Source organism: Psychromonas algarum, assembly GCF_004376845.1.
Classification (GTDB): domain Bacteria; phylum Pseudomonadota; class Gammaproteobacteria; order Enterobacterales; family Psychromonadaceae; genus Psychromonas.
In genome coordinates, this window is record NZ_SNUW01000002.1 from 318,471 (window position 1) to 335,182 (window position 16,712).

Consider the following 16,712-nt stretch of genomic DNA (forward strand, 5'->3'; position numbering starts at 1 on the left):
ATTATTCAAAATCTAACAGGTTAGGATCTTTTTCTGCTGCACGCTCAGAACTTGATGCTTCCTGCGTTGAATACTCCTGTTTTTTGTCATGTATTTCAAAACGATCCACTAATTTAAACACTTCATCCAAAGAAGTAATTCCTTGTTTTGCATAATCTAACGCAGATAATGCTAAAGGCTGAAATAATACAGACTGCTTAGCGGCGACGCTAAACCCTTGCGTATCATCCTGACGTAATGCAGCGATCATTTTCTCATCCAACTCTAACAATTCAAATACACCGATTCGGCCACGGAAACCAGTATAGTGACAACGTTGGCAACCTTGTGGAGCATGGAAATCAACATCTGATAACCTTTGTGTAGTAATTTGTTCAAGCAATATATTTTGCTCTAAAGTTGGAGTTACCACTGATTTACAGTTATTACATAACCGACGGATCAAACGCTGAGCAACCACTGCACGTAGTGCACTTGCTACCAAATAACCAGGAGCCCCCATATCTAATAAACGTAATGTGCTACTGATAGCATCATTAGTATGTAATGTGGATAAAACTAAATGCCCAGTTAACGCACCGCGTAGACCTATATCCATTGTTTCTTTATCACGCATCTCACCCACTAACAAAACATCTGGGTCTTGACGTAATGCCGTACGTAATACACTTGAGAAATCTAAACCAATTTTGCTATTTACTTGAACTTGATTAACTCGAGGTAAACGATACTCCACTGGATCTTCTACGGTAATTATTTTACTACCGGGTGCATTAAGCATGTTTAAAGCTGAATATAAGGTAGTGGTTTTACCGCTACCTGTTGGACCTGTTACAAGAATAAGGCCATTAGGACGTTTTAATTGTAATGTAATACGTTCAATTAAATTCTCAGGAATGCCTATTTCAGGAAATGATAAAATACCAGTAGATTGATCTAACAATCGCATTACCACTGATTCACCAGCTTGAATCGGCATTGTTGATATACGCACATCAACACTGCGCCCTTTAATCTTAAGGTTGAATCGTCCATCTTGTGGTAAACGTTTTTCAGAAATATTAAGATGAGCCATTAATTTCAAACGTAAAACTAACGCACTTGCTATACCACTTTCAGGAAGTAATGTTTCTTGTAATATGCCATCAACTCGCTGGCGAATACGTAATACTTCTTCATCAGGTTCAATATGAATATCAGAAGCTCCAACTTGTATCGCATCTTCAAATAAAGAGTGCAGCAACTTCATTACGGTTGCATCAGCACCTTCTGCTTCTAAATTGATACTTGCAGCATCAAACCCAAAACTTTCACCATGCTCTGCGCTTAATTTAACCGCAAATGATGCAATCTCCTGTGTACGTCGATAAACACGATCAAAAGATTCAATAAGTTGATCTTCACGTGCAATTTTTAATTCAAATTCACGCCCTTTTAATAGATCAGCTAAGATGTCTAAACTTTGTAAATCAGCAGGATCTGCAACAACTAAGGTGATCTTACCTTCATGCTCTCCAATCGCTAATGCACGAAGACGGCGAGCATGTACCTCTGGAATTAAAGGCACTACATTTGGGTCGATTTCAACTTTTAATAAATCAACAATTTGAATGCCTAATTGACGAGATAAAAAAGTAAGAATTTGCTCTTCACTGAGATAACCAAGGTATATTAAAGTCGCCCCTAATTTTAAACCTAATACTCGCTGCTCTTTTAAAGCATGCTGCAATTGAGCTTCAGTAATTAACTTTTCAACAACTAATAAATCACCTAAACGCATTTTTAACTTTGGCTGCTTTCCATCTGGCTGCATTGTTTACTCCTTACTTAAAAAAGCGAGACGCTTAGTAATATAATCTTTAGCGTTTATTGATAAATCAGTCTGTTTTAAGGCTTTTTGATAAGAAGCTATCGCTTCCGCTTTTTTACTTTGTCTATCCAGCGAGATAGCCAAAGACATCAACCAACGTCCATTAGTCGGACGCTGCGTAAGTAAACTTTTATATAATTCCTCTGAGCGCTCATACATTTTAAATTTTTGAGCAAGGATCGCATGACTCACGTAATAATCAACATTCCCCTCCACTTTGGGTGGATTTTGTTCAAGATATAAAAAGGCTTTTTGAGGATCATTTTCTTTTAAAGCAATGCGTGACAACATTAAATTAAAGTCTGAATATTCAGGTGAAATCAATCCACCTTTTTTTAAAACTGTAGTCGTTTTATCAATATCACCCTGACTGTAATAATACATAGCGAGTGATTTACGAACTTCATTTAAATCAGGTTTAACATTTAATGCCTTTTCCCATTTTTCAGCCGCTAAATCGTTATGACCATTTTCTTGCGCTTTTTTTGCCTCTTTTAAATAAATATTGGCAAGCTGTAAATCCGTCAGTTGTGCATCTTCAATACTTAAGTGCCCAGGTGCTAATGTTTCAGGACGAGCAGCTCTTGTAGACTGAGGCGCTTTTACAGGTTGAGTTTCAGCAATTTTATTTATTTTAGGTGCTACTGCTTTGGGTGTTTTAACAACAGGTTTAGCTTTTTTAACTACCGCCTTTTGTTTAGGCTCTACTACTTTCGCTTTTTCCTCACCAACAACAACCGCTGATTCAGGCAATGCTTTCGGTAAGTCGGATGCAGATTCGACAGTTGTTTTTGAAGCAGCTTTAGGGAGGGTATTTTTAACTACTTGGAATGGTTCAGGATCATTAGAGGTTTTATCATTTGTAGTATTTTCATTAGTTGAAAAAGGAGCTTCCACTAATTGATTTTTTGATTCTAAATCTTGATAAATTTGCTCAGGAGAAACCATTTTAATCCCCTGAAGTTCTGATTCTTTTGCCCCTGAAACTGGCGATCTTTCTGTTACGATATAATTAGCTGAATTCGTTTCGTTGCCTTCAGTAATCACAATAATAACGGTTAATGCCACAGCACATAAAACTAAAAATGTAATGGCACTCAGTAATAATATTTTTTGCTTAGATTTCTGTTTTGGTAAGCCAGATAACACAGGCTGAACGTCACCAGATTTCCCTAAGTCTTTATGCATATTGTTGATAATACTCATAACAATCCTTTCCACCACATTATCAATAATGCATTAATCACAGCAAACAAAAATAAAATTACCCACCAACGTCCTAGACTAGGTACTGGGTAAGCATCTTCAGTATCTTCTACCGCCTCTTTAATTAATTTTTGAGTAATAGTGTAATGTTGTCGACCATAGCTAATCATTAACGCTTTATGGCAAAGCACATTAATTAAACGCGGAATACCACGACTAGCTTGACTAATTTTTTTACATACTTTGCGATTAAATAATGCCACACCACGATAACCTGCACGCATTAGACGTTGCTGAATATAATGTTCAATTTCTGATTCAGACAATGCACGTAGTTGATACGAAAAAGTGATCCGTTGGCGTAATTGGCGTAATTGACTTTCACCTAAACGTACATCTAATTCTGGCTGTCCAAATAAAACAACTTGTAATAATTTATCAGGACCCGTTTCTAAATTTGAAAACAAACGTAACGCTTCTAAAGAAGCATCTGGCAAGGCTTGCGCTTCATCAACCAGTACTAATACTTTTTTACCTGCTGCAAGTAAGGCTAATAACCTTTCTTTAATAATACCCGTCAATAAAAACTGGTCATCTAATTGATTTTTATCAATCCCTAAATGTAGCGCTAATGCAGAACGTAATTCATGTGCACTTAAATAGGGATTATCAATAGTACAAACTAAATATTGTTCAGATAATTCACTCTGTAATTTATTACATAATAATGTTTTACCGGTCCCAACTTCACCAGTAATTTTGAGAATACCTTCACCTAAAGAGAGTGCAGTTGTGATCACTTCTAATGCTTCTTTATGTGGAATAAAATCAATAAAAAAATCAGGGTCTGCGGTTAATGAAAACGGCGTTTTATCTAGACCAAAATGCTGTAAATAGATCATTTAGACGGGTACCACTTTTCAACTAATTCTGATGATTTTTTAATTTCTTGCTTCCAAGTATTTTTTTTCACGATTTGAGGTTTCATTAAGATCACAAGTTCTGTCTTGTATTGTACTTTTTGACGGTTTGTAAAGAACTCACCAAGCCAAGGAATATCACCTATAAAAGGTACTTTTGAAACAACATCCTTCTGCATTGTTTTCATTAAGCCACCAATAACGATCACATCACCTGATTTTGCTTTAACCACAGTATCTGATTCACGTACATCACTCTTAGCAAGCGGCAAAGTTAAATCGTTGATAGATGACGATCCAAAACTGATGGTTTTAACTTGCTCTTCAACATCAATAATTGCAGGGTGAACATGTAATAATACTGTGTCATCGTCACTAATTTTTGGTGTTACATCTAATGAAATCCCAGAGAAGAAAGGCGTTAATTCGATGCTAGGAGAAATAGTATCACTACCATAACCATTACTTACGGTAGTTGTTGAAACATCAGTAACAAAATACTCATCACTACCAACCTTAATAACTGCTTTTTGATTATTCATCGCAGTAATACGTGGTTTAGATAAGACGTTTACGTCACCTTGTGTTTCTAAAAGAGAGACAACTGCAGAGAAGTTCCCGTTTGAGAAAGCTGCTGTACCGCCGCCACCGATCGTACTTTGTATCAAACTATCAGCTAGTTGGTGAGTACTGTTAAATAGAACGTTAGAGGTTGCCCCCCCCGCCACAGCAGGGATATTACTCCAGCTCACACCTTGTTGATATTCATCACTTAATGTTACTTCAATAATTTGAGTTTCTAAAATAACCTGGCGATTCAGATGATCCGTTTCTTTTTCTAAGAAATCTCGTACTTCACGTATTTCATTTGGTAATGCTCGTACCGTCACAACACCAGACATAGGACTAATAATAATATCCCGTTTACCATATTTTTTTAGTAAAGTTTTTAATTTTGACTCAAGGTAAGCCCAATAATTAGTACTCGTAATGGTTGTGATTTCAGTACCATCATCTAACCCACCACTATTAAATTCACCAAGGAATTCATCATTTCCAAGAGCAGATGATGAACGTGAAGATGAACCTGAAGAACTATCATCATTATCATCGTCATCATCATTTTGGCTACTTAAATGACCAGATAAAACACTTGTGCGTGAACCACCTGCTCGATTCATAAATAGGTAATCTAATGTAAAACTAGCAATACGCATATCCGCCGGGTAAATATGGTAAACACGACCTGATTGCTTAATTTCATATCCGTACATATTTTCAATAACAGCTAATGCTTCAGGTAAGGTTACTTCACTTAAAGACAGGGTAATAGTACCTGAAACATCAGGGTGAATAGCCACACTATAAGTTGAATCATTGATTAATGAAGCAAAGAAAACACGGGCATCTACATCACGAGCAGAGATATTAATTCGTTTATCTTCCACTTCATCTAATACAGTTTCAGTCTCTAAATCTGCATACAATTCTGCTTCGATGTCAGCGGGAAGAATGAGGGTATCGGCACCGGCGTCATCCACAAGCGCTTGGTCAAGCACTTCTTTCTGATCTTTCGCTGTATTCTTCTGAGTGATTTGGCAACCTGACAATATAAATAAGCTGCAAGTTAATAAAATGATTTTTTTCATGTATTTAGTCCATTAAATTTTTAAGTCGTTTATTGAGAGAACCGCTCAGAATTTGAATAAAGGCTAACAGCGTAAATTTTGGAGCGATAAGTAAGATATACGGCCTCTTTTTCAATTCGACTGATTTCATATCCACCTACTTTTTGACCAACTTCGTAAGATTTATTGTTCATCACCGCTCGCTGTGTTCTTTTATCTACAATAATGCTTTGCAACACAGGCAAACGTGGACGATAAACTTTTTTATTATTTACTTTAGCTTTATAACCAAGAGGTAATGTAGGGTCACTAACAATCTTTGCCTTTTCTACATTATTCTCTTCAGTTGAGAGTGACACCACGTTTTCTGCAAATGCAGCGCTACTGAAACTAAAGATTAAAATTGAAATGATATATTTAACCACTGACTAAATCCTGTTGATTACTGAGTGTATAAACTTGCAAAGTGATACTCGCTAATGGGTATTTAGTCACTTCATACTTTAAAGAATACCAAAAAAACTCATCTTGCAGGCTCTCTAAATTGTATAAGTACTGATATACAGCACTATAATTACCGGTCAACTGCAACTCTAAACTATGTTTATAAAACGGTGCCGATTTATCCTTATCGGCTGCATCTGGATCAGTATCAAATAACTGAACTGGTAGTGAAGTTAAATAATTAATTTTAATACCAGGCGTTTTTGCTAACACCCGAGAAAGTGCTTCAGCCATTTTATCAGCAGCAATAAATTTCCCTAAACGTTCGCTTAGTTGCCCATTTAAAGAAGTTAATGTTTGTTGTAACGCGACTATCTCTTGATCTGTTCTTTTAATAGGATCGTCTTGCAAACGCAACTTGACTTGCCCTATTTCATTATCAACAGCAGATTGCTGTGTATAAGTTGATTGAAGCTGTTTTTCTGCTTTTGTGGTTGCAATCGCGGCAGGGTCAAGCATCCAAAAATAAATAACAGCCAAGGTACAAATTAATAATGCAGCAAAACAACTCACTCTTTCTCGTTGAGTAAGTTGTTTAAATTGATTATCTAACGCTTTAATATCAAAGCTTCTCATTATTTCCTATCCTTGGTTTTTTTATTTAAGCCAATATTACTTAACTCAAATAGAAAGATATTTTTCTGTTGGGTAATATCAACAGTTGTAAATGACACCATATGTAATTCAGTTGTTGCTTGAACACGAGTTAGCCAACGAGGCACTGAATCACTATACGATGCTTGTCCTTTAATATTTAGCTTACCGTTAACAATTGAAAACTCAGAAAGACTAATTTGTTCTGTATCAGCCTTAGATAGTCCTAACATTAATTCAGAAAAACTAACAACCAACCCTAAATCTATTTGATTCAAATTCGTAACTAAACGCTGTTTATCAGCAACTTGCTTGCTCAAATGTTCTTTCTTTCTTAGTTTTTCTTCAGGTACTCTATTTGCTTGTAGCTGTACTAACAATTGCGATAATTCATGTTTCTTTGCAAGTAATTTAGCATCGGCAGCAGTTTTCTTTTCTGCCATTTCATGCGCTTCATTTACTAATACACCTTTAATAAGACCTACTAACAAAATACAAACAATAAGCAATACAATAAACTGGGCAAAGTTAAAGTTTAGTTTTCTCTCTCGGCAACTTTCGTGGTAGAGATTAAGTGTTGTTTTCATTCTGCTAATCCCTTATTAAAACCACCATAAGCAAAGAGAAAGTGATAATCATATTGCTCATCAAACGGTTGAACAGTTTTATCAAGATAACTCCCTAATTTTTCAGATAACAGCTGAATATCAGGGCATTGCAATGCTAAATATAAACAACCAATAGTTTGTATACCCAATTGTGAGTTTATGTAATCTAACGCACGTTGAATTTCCAAACTCAGTCCCTCAACAAGCTGGCTTTCAACATTTTCTAATATCATAGGCAAATATTCGTTATAACCACGAATACGCAACGAAAAGTATAATTGGCTATTTTTAACGACAGATAAAAGTAATTCGTTTCCTTGCTGAGAAAGCAAAATATTTGCTTCATCACTATTTTCAAATAATTGGCAAGCTGCCATTTCTTCAGTAGTCACACGCTTGAGTATTAAATCGTTATTGCTTAATATTTCGCGAATAGCAATTACACGTGACTTTGGTAAGCATACAATGGTAATTTGTGGATTTTTACGCACTTGTTGTGGTTTATCAAAATAATCGACAACAAGATCAAAAACACTTTCAGACACCAAATCTTTAATTGTAAAAGGCAAGGTCGCTAATAATTCTTTTTCCTCTAATTGAGGTTTATCAATATCAAAAGTTTGATAGAAATTTTTGGCAATCACAACAGACACGTTCACATGTTTTAGAGCATACTTAGCCACCATTTTTTTAATCACGGCTGGCCATTCAGCATCAGACTGAATAAACTCACCTGCAATAAGCGTTACTTGACCATTTTTTTCTTCACAAATAGCCACTTTATGCATCCCTAAATAGATGCTAATAGTACTTTTTATACGACCAGGAAAAATATTTTTAAACATAAAAGCGATAATGCCTTATAAAGTGCCAATAATAATTTATATATCAAGACTATAACAATAGTTTAAGCTATGGATAGAATAGTCAATTTAATAAAATTATTATACAGAAAACAATATATTTTTTTTGAGATATATAGGAGAATTTGATGGGTTTTATAGAAAAATTTTTAAATGAAAATATAAGCCATAGTCCATTACAAAAAATTACTCATCCATTATTAACCGCTAGAAATCTCACTTTATCTATCAAACGAGATGATTTATTACATCCCGAAATTTCAGGTAATAAATGGCGAAAACTAAAATACAACTTACTACATGCAGAAGCGAATAACATTGACCAGTTACTCAGTTTTGGTGGAGCTTATTCTAATCATATTCACGCACTTTCTGCCGCTGCGTATCATTTGAAATTTAAAGCAAGAGGTATTATTCGAGGTGAGGAGCACTACATAAAAAACCCAACATTATCTCAAGCTAAAAAATGGGGCATGCAATTAAACTTTGTTGATAGGAAAACTTATCGACTAAAAACACAAAGTGACTTCCTTGAAAATTTACAATTACAATTTCCTAATACTTTTATAATCCCTGAGGGAGGAAGTAATTATCTTGCCATCCCTGGAGTAGAAGAAGTTATAGCTGAATTAATAACACAAAGCAGTGAAAAAATTGATCACATTTTTACTGCAACAGGTAGCGCAGGAACACTATCTGGACTGGTTAGTGGAGCATTAAAATATTCGCCTACAACACAAGTTCACGGTATTGCTGTATTAAAAGATGCACAGTATTTAGCGCCGATTGTCTCTGACTTTGTACCTCAATCAAAACAACTCAATTGGCATTTACATACTCAATTTCACGAAGGAGGATATGCAAAAGTATCTGCAGATTTGTCTGATTTTTGTATTCAATTTACACAGCAAACAAAAGTCCCCATTGAACCTATTTACACGGGGAAAATGCTTTATGCATTATGGCAATTAATTGAACAAGATTACTTTGTTACAGGTGCTAATATCGTTGCATTACACACGGGTGGTTTACAAGGTTTAGCAGGTTTAAAAGAACAGAAAAAATATTAACCATGAAAAACATTTCACTTAAAACCGTATTAGCTAAAAAATAAATACGGTTTTTAAAAGCTAAAAATTTGCTATTAGATATTCATTTGTTGTGGTGTAGAAAATATAGAGCCTTGCCCTGCATAAATCCCCAGTTGCAACAAACAATCCCACTCCAAATCAGTCTCAATACCAACTGCAATGACTTTTGCATGACTATTTAAGCAACTTGCCATTAAACTTTGTATCGCCACTTGGTTGGTTTTCCGCATATGAATATCACGTATTAAACTGGCATGTAATTTTAAATAATCAATATTAAAATCTAAAATATATTCTGTATTAACAACTGACTTCCCTACATTATCAATCGCTATTTTACAGCCTATTTTTTGTAAGGCGATCAAAGCAGAACGCAATGAAAAATAATCTTTTTCGATGAGATGCTCAGAAACTTCAATCACTAAATTATGACGAATTTGTCGACTCTGTTGCATTAATTCAAACATAAACCATTTATGGTTTTCTTTATTCATTAATAAATGAGATCCTAAATTAACCGCAATAGGTTCAGAAACCTCACCTCGCATGATTAATAAAGCTAATATTTTCTCTAACATTTGACGATCTATTTGATCACTCAAACCACATTTTTCAGCCATTGGCATAAAAGTTCCAGCAGCTATAATTTCTTGCTGATAACCTTTAATGCGAGGCCATAACTCTGAATATAAAATAGTCATAGCATCACGCTGTATTACATGTTGTCGATATATGAGCAGTGCTTGCTTTTCTAGAACATCAGTTAACAATGCACGCCAGCGCACAGTGCCTTTAATAATCACAGTATGTTTTAGATCTTCATCTGATAAATGCCAACCACTTACTTTTTGGTGCTCTGCAACTAATAAAGAACGATTCACATCATCAATAATATGCATTGGTTTGGAGCCAAAAGGAAAGTTAACAACTCCCACATGGAAAAAGTTTTCAATTAACGATTCCTCAGGCAATTGCAATTGATAAAGTAACTTAGTTAATTGCTTAGCGGCAACTTCCGTTTCAGCGTAAGACATTTGCGGCAAGATAATAACAAATTCAGATTTTTGAGTGCGTCCATAAAAGCTATCATTGTAGCGTTCACAGAAGTTGCGCAATATATCCACCATCTGTTGAATCATCTTTTCTTCTTCAGCAACACCAAATTGATACTTAACATTACTCAGTTCAGTTAAGCTGATCAGCATCAGTGTATTTGATGAAAAGTTTTCATCCATAGCAACGGCATCTAGTCTATTTTCAAAAGCAAGCCGGTTACCCAAACCTGTGCCTTCATCTAAAAATGCTTGTCCACGGATATGAGTATCAAACACACTGCGCTCTTTACGGCTATTTTCTAGCCTTTCGGATAATACATCTAATGCTTTACTTACAGCTTTAGGCCACTCACCTTGCTGAGCAAAACGGGCAGTTGGGTTATTTTGTAATAAATAACGAGCACGGCGCTCTAATAATTCAGCGCCATGAAAAGAACGTTTAATCCAACGTAAAGCAAACCATAACAAACTTAAACTTAAAAAAATGGCAATACTCACGCCAGCTAAAGGCCAGAAAGTAAACTTAATATCTGAAAATGGCTGTCGAGTATGTAAAACCAATTCAACACCAGGATAGTGCTCTAATTCATGGGAATAACGTAGCAAACTATCCGAGGGGTAATACTGACGACTTTCATAATAACTTTTATAAACAGTCACATCGTTATGTATTACCTCTAAGCGGACAATACCTGATGCATCTAAAACATCCGGTAGCCAATGATCAAATTCGGTTACCTTCGTTTGTTTCTCTATCTGACTTTCAATAATATGAATCACGCTATCAATACGTTGTTGATGATATTTAAATGCCAATGCGCGCAAACTCACCACACCACCAGCAAGTATCAAGACAATACACGTGAGTACTATCGCACTAGTAATAAAAGTAAATTTATTAGTAAACTTCATAACATCCTTGTGACAAACTATTTTCCCTGAGTAGGTGAGTAATCATTAAAATAACAATATAATGCTGCTCTACTCATACACAACACCATAATTTAAAGCTTTTAATAATAAGCTGTAATAGGAATTAATAATGGCATCTAGTCAAGCTTTCTCAAATCCAAGCCAAGTTTTACAACGTAACGAGTCATTATTTTCAGGTAAGTCTATATTAGTTGCTGGCAATATAGATGACGATTACCCAATTCAATTACAAACAATAGCATCATCAAGCTGTTTTTGTTTTAACGATTATCGCTATTATGACAAACTAAAAAATAAACTAACAACTTCAGATATCCATTTTACTGATAATTATCAGCCAAAAGAGGATCAAGAAAAGTTTGATCTGCTATTAATTTATATTCCTAAAGCAAAAAATGAAATTGAATATTTACTTGCCAACCTAACCCCGTATTTAAAAGAAAATGCAGACATAATTTTAGTGGGTGAAAAAAAGTGCGGAATAAAAAGTGTTGGTAATTTATTAAAACCTTATGCCGAACATAGTAATGCAATTGACTCAGCACGACACTGCAGCATTATTTACGGACAACTGAGTAAAACGGTGGCCACTTTTGATCAACAGCAATGGATCAAAGATTACCAGCTAAACCTAAATGGGATATCACTCACAATTTGCTCTTTGCCAGGTGTATTTAGCTTTGGTGAATTAGACAAAGGAAGTGAATTATTACTCAATAATCTACCTAATGAGTTAACAGGAGATGGGTTGGATTTTGGCTGTGGGGCAGGCGTACTCTCATGTTATTTACTAAAGAAGAACCCTCAATTGTCATTAGATTTAATTGATGTAAATGTTTACGCATTAGCCAGTGCCAAACTAACATTGGAGAAAAACGCTTTAAATGCCAATGTGTTTGCTTCAGACGTTTTTTCAAACGTACAAAAAGAATATGATTTATTACTTTCAAACCCACCTTTTCACTCGGGTCAAAAAACCAACTACGAAGCAGCAGAAACCTTTATAAATCAATCATTTAAACATTTAAAGAAAAAGGGTTCATTAACAATTGTAGCCAATAAATTTTTACGTTATGAGCCGCTTTTGATATCAACGTACAAAAGTTTTATAGAAAATGTACAAAACAATAAGTTTAAAGTATTGAGCTGTATCAAATAATAATCAAAGTCACATTTTATTCCCTCACTATTTTTGTTAGTGTCTTCAGGCTACATTTAGATTAGTTGCACAGGTGTTATGTCAAAAGACATAACTTCCCTTTCCTAAATATATGGAGACACTTATGGCTGGCATTCTAGCTATGATTCTTGCTGGGGGCGAAGGCTCACGTTTATACCCACTAACTCAAACCAGAACTAAACCAGCTATGCCTTTTGGTGGTAACTATCGATTAGTAGATTTTGCATTAAATAATTTTGTAAATGCTGATTTAATGAAGATTTATGTGCTGACGCAATTTAAATCTCAGTCGTTAAATATTCATCTTCGTCGTGCATGGCGACTTTCAAGTATTTCAGATCGTTTCATCGAAGCGGTTCCTGCACAACAACGAGTAAATAAAAATTGGTACTCTGGTACTGCTGATGCCATTTATCAAAACTCTCGCTTTATCACTAAAAGCGGAGCTGATCATGTATGCATTTTTGGCAGCGACCATATTTATAAAATGGATGTTCAGCAAATGGTTGATCACCATAAAAACACTGGTAGTGACTTAACTGTTGCAGCGATTCGAGTACAAAAACAGCACGCTTATCATTTTGGCATCATAGAAATAGATGAAGCAGGCCGCATGATAGGATTTGCAGAAAAACCATCAATTGAAGAAGCAAAAACAATTCCCGGGGACCCTGATCACGTACTTGCCTCAATGGGAAATTATATTTTTAAATCAGATATTTTAATAAAAGAACTTGATATTGATGCAGTAACAGAAGGATCAAGCCACGACTTTGGTAAAGATATTATTCCGAAGTTATTTCCTCAAGGTAAAGTACACGTTTATAACTTCAGTGATAATAAAATTGAAGGTGAGCCTGAACATGCCTATTGGCGAGATGTAGGTACCATAGATTCCTATTGGGAAGCTCATATGGATCTGCTAAGTGACGATCAAGCGATCTCGTTATATAACAAAAACTGGCCTTTACATACTTATCATCCACCATTGCCGCCAGCAACGTTTCATGACCAAGGTGATACGGAAACTCATGTTTCTAAATCTCACATTGGCGCAGGTTCATATATTAATGGTGCAACGATTGAAAATTCAGTTTTAGGATTCAGAAGTCGCTTAGGCTCAGGCTCACATATCAAAGGCTGCGTCTTTTTAGGCAAAGCTAAAATAGGTGAAGGAGCACGATTAACTAACGTTATCTTAGATAAAAATGTTGAGATTGCCCCAGGTACTATTATTGGTGAAGATTTAGAAGAAGATCGTAAGCACTTTACCGTATCAGAAAATGGCATTGTTGTTATAGCAAAAGGTAGCCGTGTAGGTTTTAAATAATTGCTAATTAAAACAGTGATTTTTTACATTATATAAAATATAGGTTTTTATCATGCCAAAAGTTCTCTCAATGGTTTTAGCTGGTGGCGAAGGCTCACGTCTTTACCCTTTAACTCAATCACGTACTAAACCTTCAGTTCCTTTTGGAGGAAGTTATCGTTTAATTGATTGTGTGCTTAATAACTTTGTTAACTCTGATTTATTGCGTATTTATGTATTAACGCAATTTAAATCTCAATCACTTAATGAGCACTTACGTATGGCGTGGGAGCTGAACAGCTTTACCGATACGTTTATCGATGCAATTCCTGCACAAATGCGTACAGGTAAACATTGGTACAGCGGTACAGCTGATGCTATTTATCAAAACATACAATTTATCGAATCAGACCCCGCTAAAATTGTTTGTGTTTTTGGTAGTGACCATATTTACAAAATGGATATTCGTCAAAAAATTCGATTCCATAACGAGAAGAATGCAGTTTTAACGGTATCAGCAATTCGCTTACCTAAAGAGCAAGCTTTTCATTTTGGTATTATCGAAGTTGATGAAGAAGGACGTATGATCGGTTTTGCTGAAAAACCAGCTGTAGAAGATGCAAAAACCATCCCGGGTGATCCTGATTATGTTTTAGCGTCAATGGGTAACTATGTTTTTAACTCAAAGGCACTACAAGCAGAGCTAATTCGTGATGCTGCCGATGAAAATTCTAGTCATGATTTTGGCAAAGATATTATTCCACACCTTGTTCCTGGTGGAAAAGTCTTTGTATATGACTTCACCACTAATACAATTCCTAAAGAAAGCGGTGAAACCTACTGGCGTGATGTAGGTACGATTGAATCTTATTGGGAAGCTAATATGGATTTAGTAAAAGAAACACCGCCGATTGATTTTTATAATCGAGCTTGGCCAATGCATACTTATTATCCTGCATTACCGGCAGCTAATTTCCAAAATAATGGTGATACAACTTGTACCATACGTCAGTCATTAATTTCTGATGGTTGCCAGATCACCGCCGCAACGATCAAAAAATCAGTGCTTGGCTTTAACTGTTTTGTTGGAGAAAATTCTAATGTATTAGAATCTGTTTTCTTAGGTGATATCAGCATAGGTAAAAACTGTGTTATTACTAAAACAATCATCGATAAAGACGTAGAAATTGCAGATGGTGTACAAATAGGTGTTAACCTGGAAGACGATAAGAAACGTTTTACCGTTTCCGACGAAGGCATAGTTGTTATCCCTAAAGGCGCTAAAATCGGCTTTTAATCATCTAAAAAATGTAAAGCTGCGCTATGCGCGGCTTTTTAGTACTATCTTCATCTACTGAGTATCATTACTTTATATTATACTCACTTTACATACAGCCTTACTTTATACACCGCATTATTATGGATACACGATATAGTGTCGAAGGAGTTCTCATTGGATCCGCGTAAATTAAAAATTCTCTTTATATCATCGGAAGTTGAAGGTTTTTCTAAAACTGGAGGACTTGCTGATGTTGCTAAAGCTCTACCGATTGAACTTCAACGTTTAGGCCATGAAGTTATTATTATTACCCCTTTTTATCGAACTATTGCACACAGAGAAGAAGCTCAAAAAGTACATCAGCTTACTTTACATACCGATTGCTCTCGTCCTGATATTCACTTTTCAGTGCAAAAATTAGAGCTACAAGGTATCAAAGTATTAACGATTGATAATGCACACTATTTTGACCGAGCTGGATTATACGGTGAAGAAAATAATGCTTATGCTGATAACGGTGAACGCTTTGCATTTTTCAGCTTAGCTGCTCTGCAGACCGCATTAGCAGAAGATTTCGCTCCTGATATTATTCATTGTAATGATTGGCATACGGGTCTAGTGCCATATTTATTAAAAACACGTTTCCATTCAACCCCACAATTTGCACAAACCAAAACAGTACTCACTAGTCATAACTCTGCTTATCAAGGCATATTTGAAAAGTCTCAATTAAATTTAATCCCTGAGGTAAGTTCATGCATGGATCATCGCGTACTAGAGAATTATAGTTATATCAATTACTTAAAAGTAGGTGTGATTTACTCAGATAAAATTAATACCGTTAGCCCTAATTATGCAAGTGAGTTATTAACTACATTAGGTTCACATGGTATGTCAGAGCATTTTATTGAACGTATTCATGACTTTGAAGGGATATTAAATGGCTGTGATTATAATGATTGGAGCCCTAAAACAGATAAGCTCATCCCCTTTCACTTTGATGAAAATGACTTATCTGGCAAAGAAAAATGTAAAAAAGCATTGCAGGAAGAAGTCGGTCTAGCTGCATCAGATATACCTATGTTTGGTATGGTATGCCGTTTAACAGATCAAAAAGGATTTGGTTTAATCTTACCTATTTTAGAACGCTTCTTAAAACACAACGTACAGCTTGTTATTATTGGCTCAGGCGATCCTGGGATCACAGGCCATTTAACAGCATTAGCGGCTCATTACAGTGATAAGTTTAAGTTTGTTAATACCTATAGCAATCAATTATCACACCTTGTCGAAGCGGGATCTGATTTTTTTATGATGCCTTCAATATTCGAACCTTGTGGCCTTAATCAGCTATATAGCTTAGCGTATGGTACTTTACCTATAGTACGTGCCGTAGGCGGTTTAAAAGACACGGTAATTGATTATGACCAAGACCCAGACAATGCAAATGGCTTTATGTTTTATGATGCAAATCCTAACCAATTATTAAACTTATTACGTCGCGTATTATTACTCTACATTGAGCAACCAGAAGAGATGTTACGATTAAAGAGACAAGCGATGCAATCACACTTTTATTGGTCTGATTCAGCTAAGCATTATGAACGGTTATATCACAATGCATTACATTTAAATCACTACTAGTAAAAACCATAAAGCCTGATTTAAAATC

14 protein-coding genes are annotated in these 16,712 nt (G+C 35.4%); 5 read left to right on the top strand and 9 right to left on the bottom strand.

Annotation, left to right across the window (positions count from 1 at the left end):
- Position 1 precedes the first annotated feature (1 nt).
- Genes E2R68_RS01460 through E2R68_RS01495 form a run of 8 tightly spaced genes read right to left on the bottom strand, consistent with a single transcriptional unit; the run spans position 2 to position 8,175 of the window.
- Positions 2-1,813: a GspE/PulE family protein gene (locus E2R68_RS01460; RefSeq protein ID WP_208380082.1), complete on the bottom strand. Its 1,812-nt coding sequence runs from the start codon at positions 1,811-1,813 to the stop codon at positions 2-4.
- Between the two features lie 3 nt (positions 1,814-1,816).
- Positions 1,817-3,076: a tetratricopeptide repeat protein gene (locus tag E2R68_RS01465; RefSeq protein ID WP_134275732.1), complete on the bottom strand. Its 1,260-nt coding sequence runs from the start codon at positions 3,074-3,076 to the stop codon at positions 1,817-1,819.
- Positions 3,073-3,978 carry an ExeA family protein gene (locus tag E2R68_RS01470; RefSeq protein WP_279587464.1) on the bottom strand — a complete coding sequence of 302 codons (906 nt, stop codon included), beginning with the start codon at positions 3,976-3,978 and terminating at the stop codon, positions 3,073-3,075. The genes E2R68_RS01465 and E2R68_RS01470 overlap by 4 nt, the downstream gene beginning before the upstream one ends.
- A complete protein-coding gene (gene mshL / locus E2R68_RS01475) occupies positions 3,975-5,645 on the bottom strand; it encodes a pilus (MSHA type) biogenesis protein MshL (protein WP_134275733.1) in 1,671 nt (556 codons plus the stop codon). Before mshL ends, E2R68_RS01470 begins: the two co-directional genes overlap by 4 nt.
- Before the next feature lie 29 nt (positions 5,646-5,674).
- On the bottom strand, positions 5,675-6,049 hold the full coding sequence (locus tag E2R68_RS01480) for a hypothetical protein (protein ID WP_134275734.1): 375 nt from the start codon (positions 6,047-6,049) through the stop codon (positions 5,675-5,677).
- Positions 6,042-6,704 (bottom strand): type II secretion system protein M, encoded by a 663-nt coding sequence (locus tag E2R68_RS01485; RefSeq protein WP_134275735.1) that lies wholly within the window; start codon positions 6,702-6,704, stop codon positions 6,042-6,044. The genes E2R68_RS01480 and E2R68_RS01485 overlap by 8 nt, the downstream gene beginning before the upstream one ends.
- Positions 6,704-7,309, bottom strand: a complete 606-nt coding sequence (locus E2R68_RS01490; RefSeq protein ID WP_134275736.1) for a PilN domain-containing protein — start codon at positions 7,307-7,309, stop codon at positions 6,704-6,706. The genes E2R68_RS01485 and E2R68_RS01490 overlap by 1 nt, the downstream gene beginning before the upstream one ends.
- The gene (locus E2R68_RS01495; RefSeq protein WP_134275737.1) at positions 7,306-8,175 is read right to left on the bottom strand and encodes a hypothetical protein; all 870 of its coding nucleotides are present in this window, start codon (positions 8,173-8,175) and stop codon (positions 7,306-7,308) included. The genes E2R68_RS01490 and E2R68_RS01495 overlap by 4 nt, the downstream gene beginning before the upstream one ends.
- A 146-nt stretch (positions 8,176-8,321) precedes the next feature.
- Between E2R68_RS01495 and E2R68_RS01500 the strand changes: the two genes are divergently transcribed.
- On the top strand, positions 8,322-9,263 hold the full coding sequence (locus E2R68_RS01500) for a 1-aminocyclopropane-1-carboxylate deaminase/D-cysteine desulfhydrase (RefSeq protein WP_134275738.1): 942 nt from the start codon (positions 8,322-8,324) through the stop codon (positions 9,261-9,263).
- A 74-nt stretch (positions 9,264-9,337) separates the two neighbouring features.
- Here E2R68_RS01500 and E2R68_RS01505 read toward each other — a convergent pair whose 3' ends face one another.
- Positions 9,338-11,251 (bottom strand): EAL domain-containing protein, encoded by a 1,914-nt coding sequence (locus E2R68_RS01505; RefSeq protein WP_134275739.1) that lies wholly within the window; start codon positions 11,249-11,251, stop codon positions 9,338-9,340.
- A gap of 130 nt (positions 11,252-11,381) precedes the next feature.
- Here E2R68_RS01505 and rsmC point away from each other — a divergent pair, with 130 nt between their 5' ends.
- The 4 genes from rsmC (at position 11,382) to glgA (ending at position 16,684) form a co-directional block, all read left to right on the top strand.
- Positions 11,382-12,431, top strand: coding sequence for a 16S rRNA (guanine(1207)-N(2))-methyltransferase RsmC (gene rsmC / locus E2R68_RS01510; protein WP_134275740.1), 1,050 nt, complete (start codon positions 11,382-11,384; stop codon positions 12,429-12,431).
- A gap of 112 nt (positions 12,432-12,543) precedes the next feature.
- Positions 12,544-13,782, top strand: coding sequence for a glucose-1-phosphate adenylyltransferase (gene glgC / locus E2R68_RS01515; protein ID WP_279587465.1), 1,239 nt, complete (start codon positions 12,544-12,546; stop codon positions 13,780-13,782).
- A 52-nt stretch (positions 13,783-13,834) separates the two neighbouring features.
- The gene (gene glgC, locus E2R68_RS01520; RefSeq protein WP_134275742.1) at positions 13,835-15,058 is read left to right on the top strand and encodes a glucose-1-phosphate adenylyltransferase; all 1,224 of its coding nucleotides are present in this window, start codon (positions 13,835-13,837) and stop codon (positions 15,056-15,058) included.
- A gap of 156 nt (positions 15,059-15,214) precedes the next feature.
- Complete coding sequence (gene glgA / locus E2R68_RS01525) at positions 15,215-16,684, top strand: glycogen synthase GlgA (RefSeq protein ID WP_134275743.1); 1,470 nt, start codon at positions 15,215-15,217, stop codon at positions 16,682-16,684.
- Positions 16,685-16,712 lie beyond the last annotated feature (28 nt).

Bases quoted from the DNA above. Each gene is read 5' to 3' on its own strand.
- E2R68_RS01505 (WP_134275739.1), bottom strand. From the start codon at position 11,251: ATGAAGTTTACTAATAAATTTACTTTTATTACTAGTGCGATAGTACTC.
- E2R68_RS01465 (WP_134275732.1), bottom strand. From the start codon at position 3,076: ATGAGTATTATCAACAATATGCATAAAGACTTAGGGAAATCTGGTGAC.
- E2R68_RS01490 (WP_134275736.1), bottom strand. From the start codon at position 7,309: ATGAAAACAACACTTAATCTCTACCACGAAAGTTGCCGAGAGAGAAAA.
- rsmC (WP_134275740.1), top strand. From the start codon at position 11,382: ATGGCATCTAGTCAAGCTTTCTCAAATCCAAGCCAAGTTTTACAACGT.
- glgC (WP_134275742.1), top strand. From the start codon at position 13,835: ATGCCAAAAGTTCTCTCAATGGTTTTAGCTGGTGGCGAAGGCTCACGT.
- E2R68_RS01500 (WP_134275738.1), top strand. From the start codon at position 8,322: ATGGGTTTTATAGAAAAATTTTTAAATGAAAATATAAGCCATAGTCCA.
- glgC (WP_279587465.1), top strand. From the start codon at position 12,544: ATGGAGACACTTATGGCTGGCATTCTAGCTATGATTCTTGCTGGGGGC.
- E2R68_RS01460 (WP_208380082.1), bottom strand. From the start codon at position 1,813: ATGCAGCCAGATGGAAAGCAGCCAAAGTTAAAAATGCGTTTAGGTGAT.
- E2R68_RS01495 (WP_134275737.1), bottom strand. From the start codon at position 8,175: ATGTTTAAAAATATTTTTCCTGGTCGTATAAAAAGTACTATTAGCATC.
- E2R68_RS01470 (WP_279587464.1), bottom strand. From the start codon at position 3,978: ATGATCTATTTACAGCATTTTGGTCTAGATAAAACGCCGTTTTCATTA.
- mshL (WP_134275733.1), bottom strand. From the start codon at position 5,645: ATGAAAAAAATCATTTTATTAACTTGCAGCTTATTTATATTGTCAGGT.
- E2R68_RS01485 (WP_134275735.1), bottom strand. From the start codon at position 6,704: ATGAGAAGCTTTGATATTAAAGCGTTAGATAATCAATTTAAACAACTT.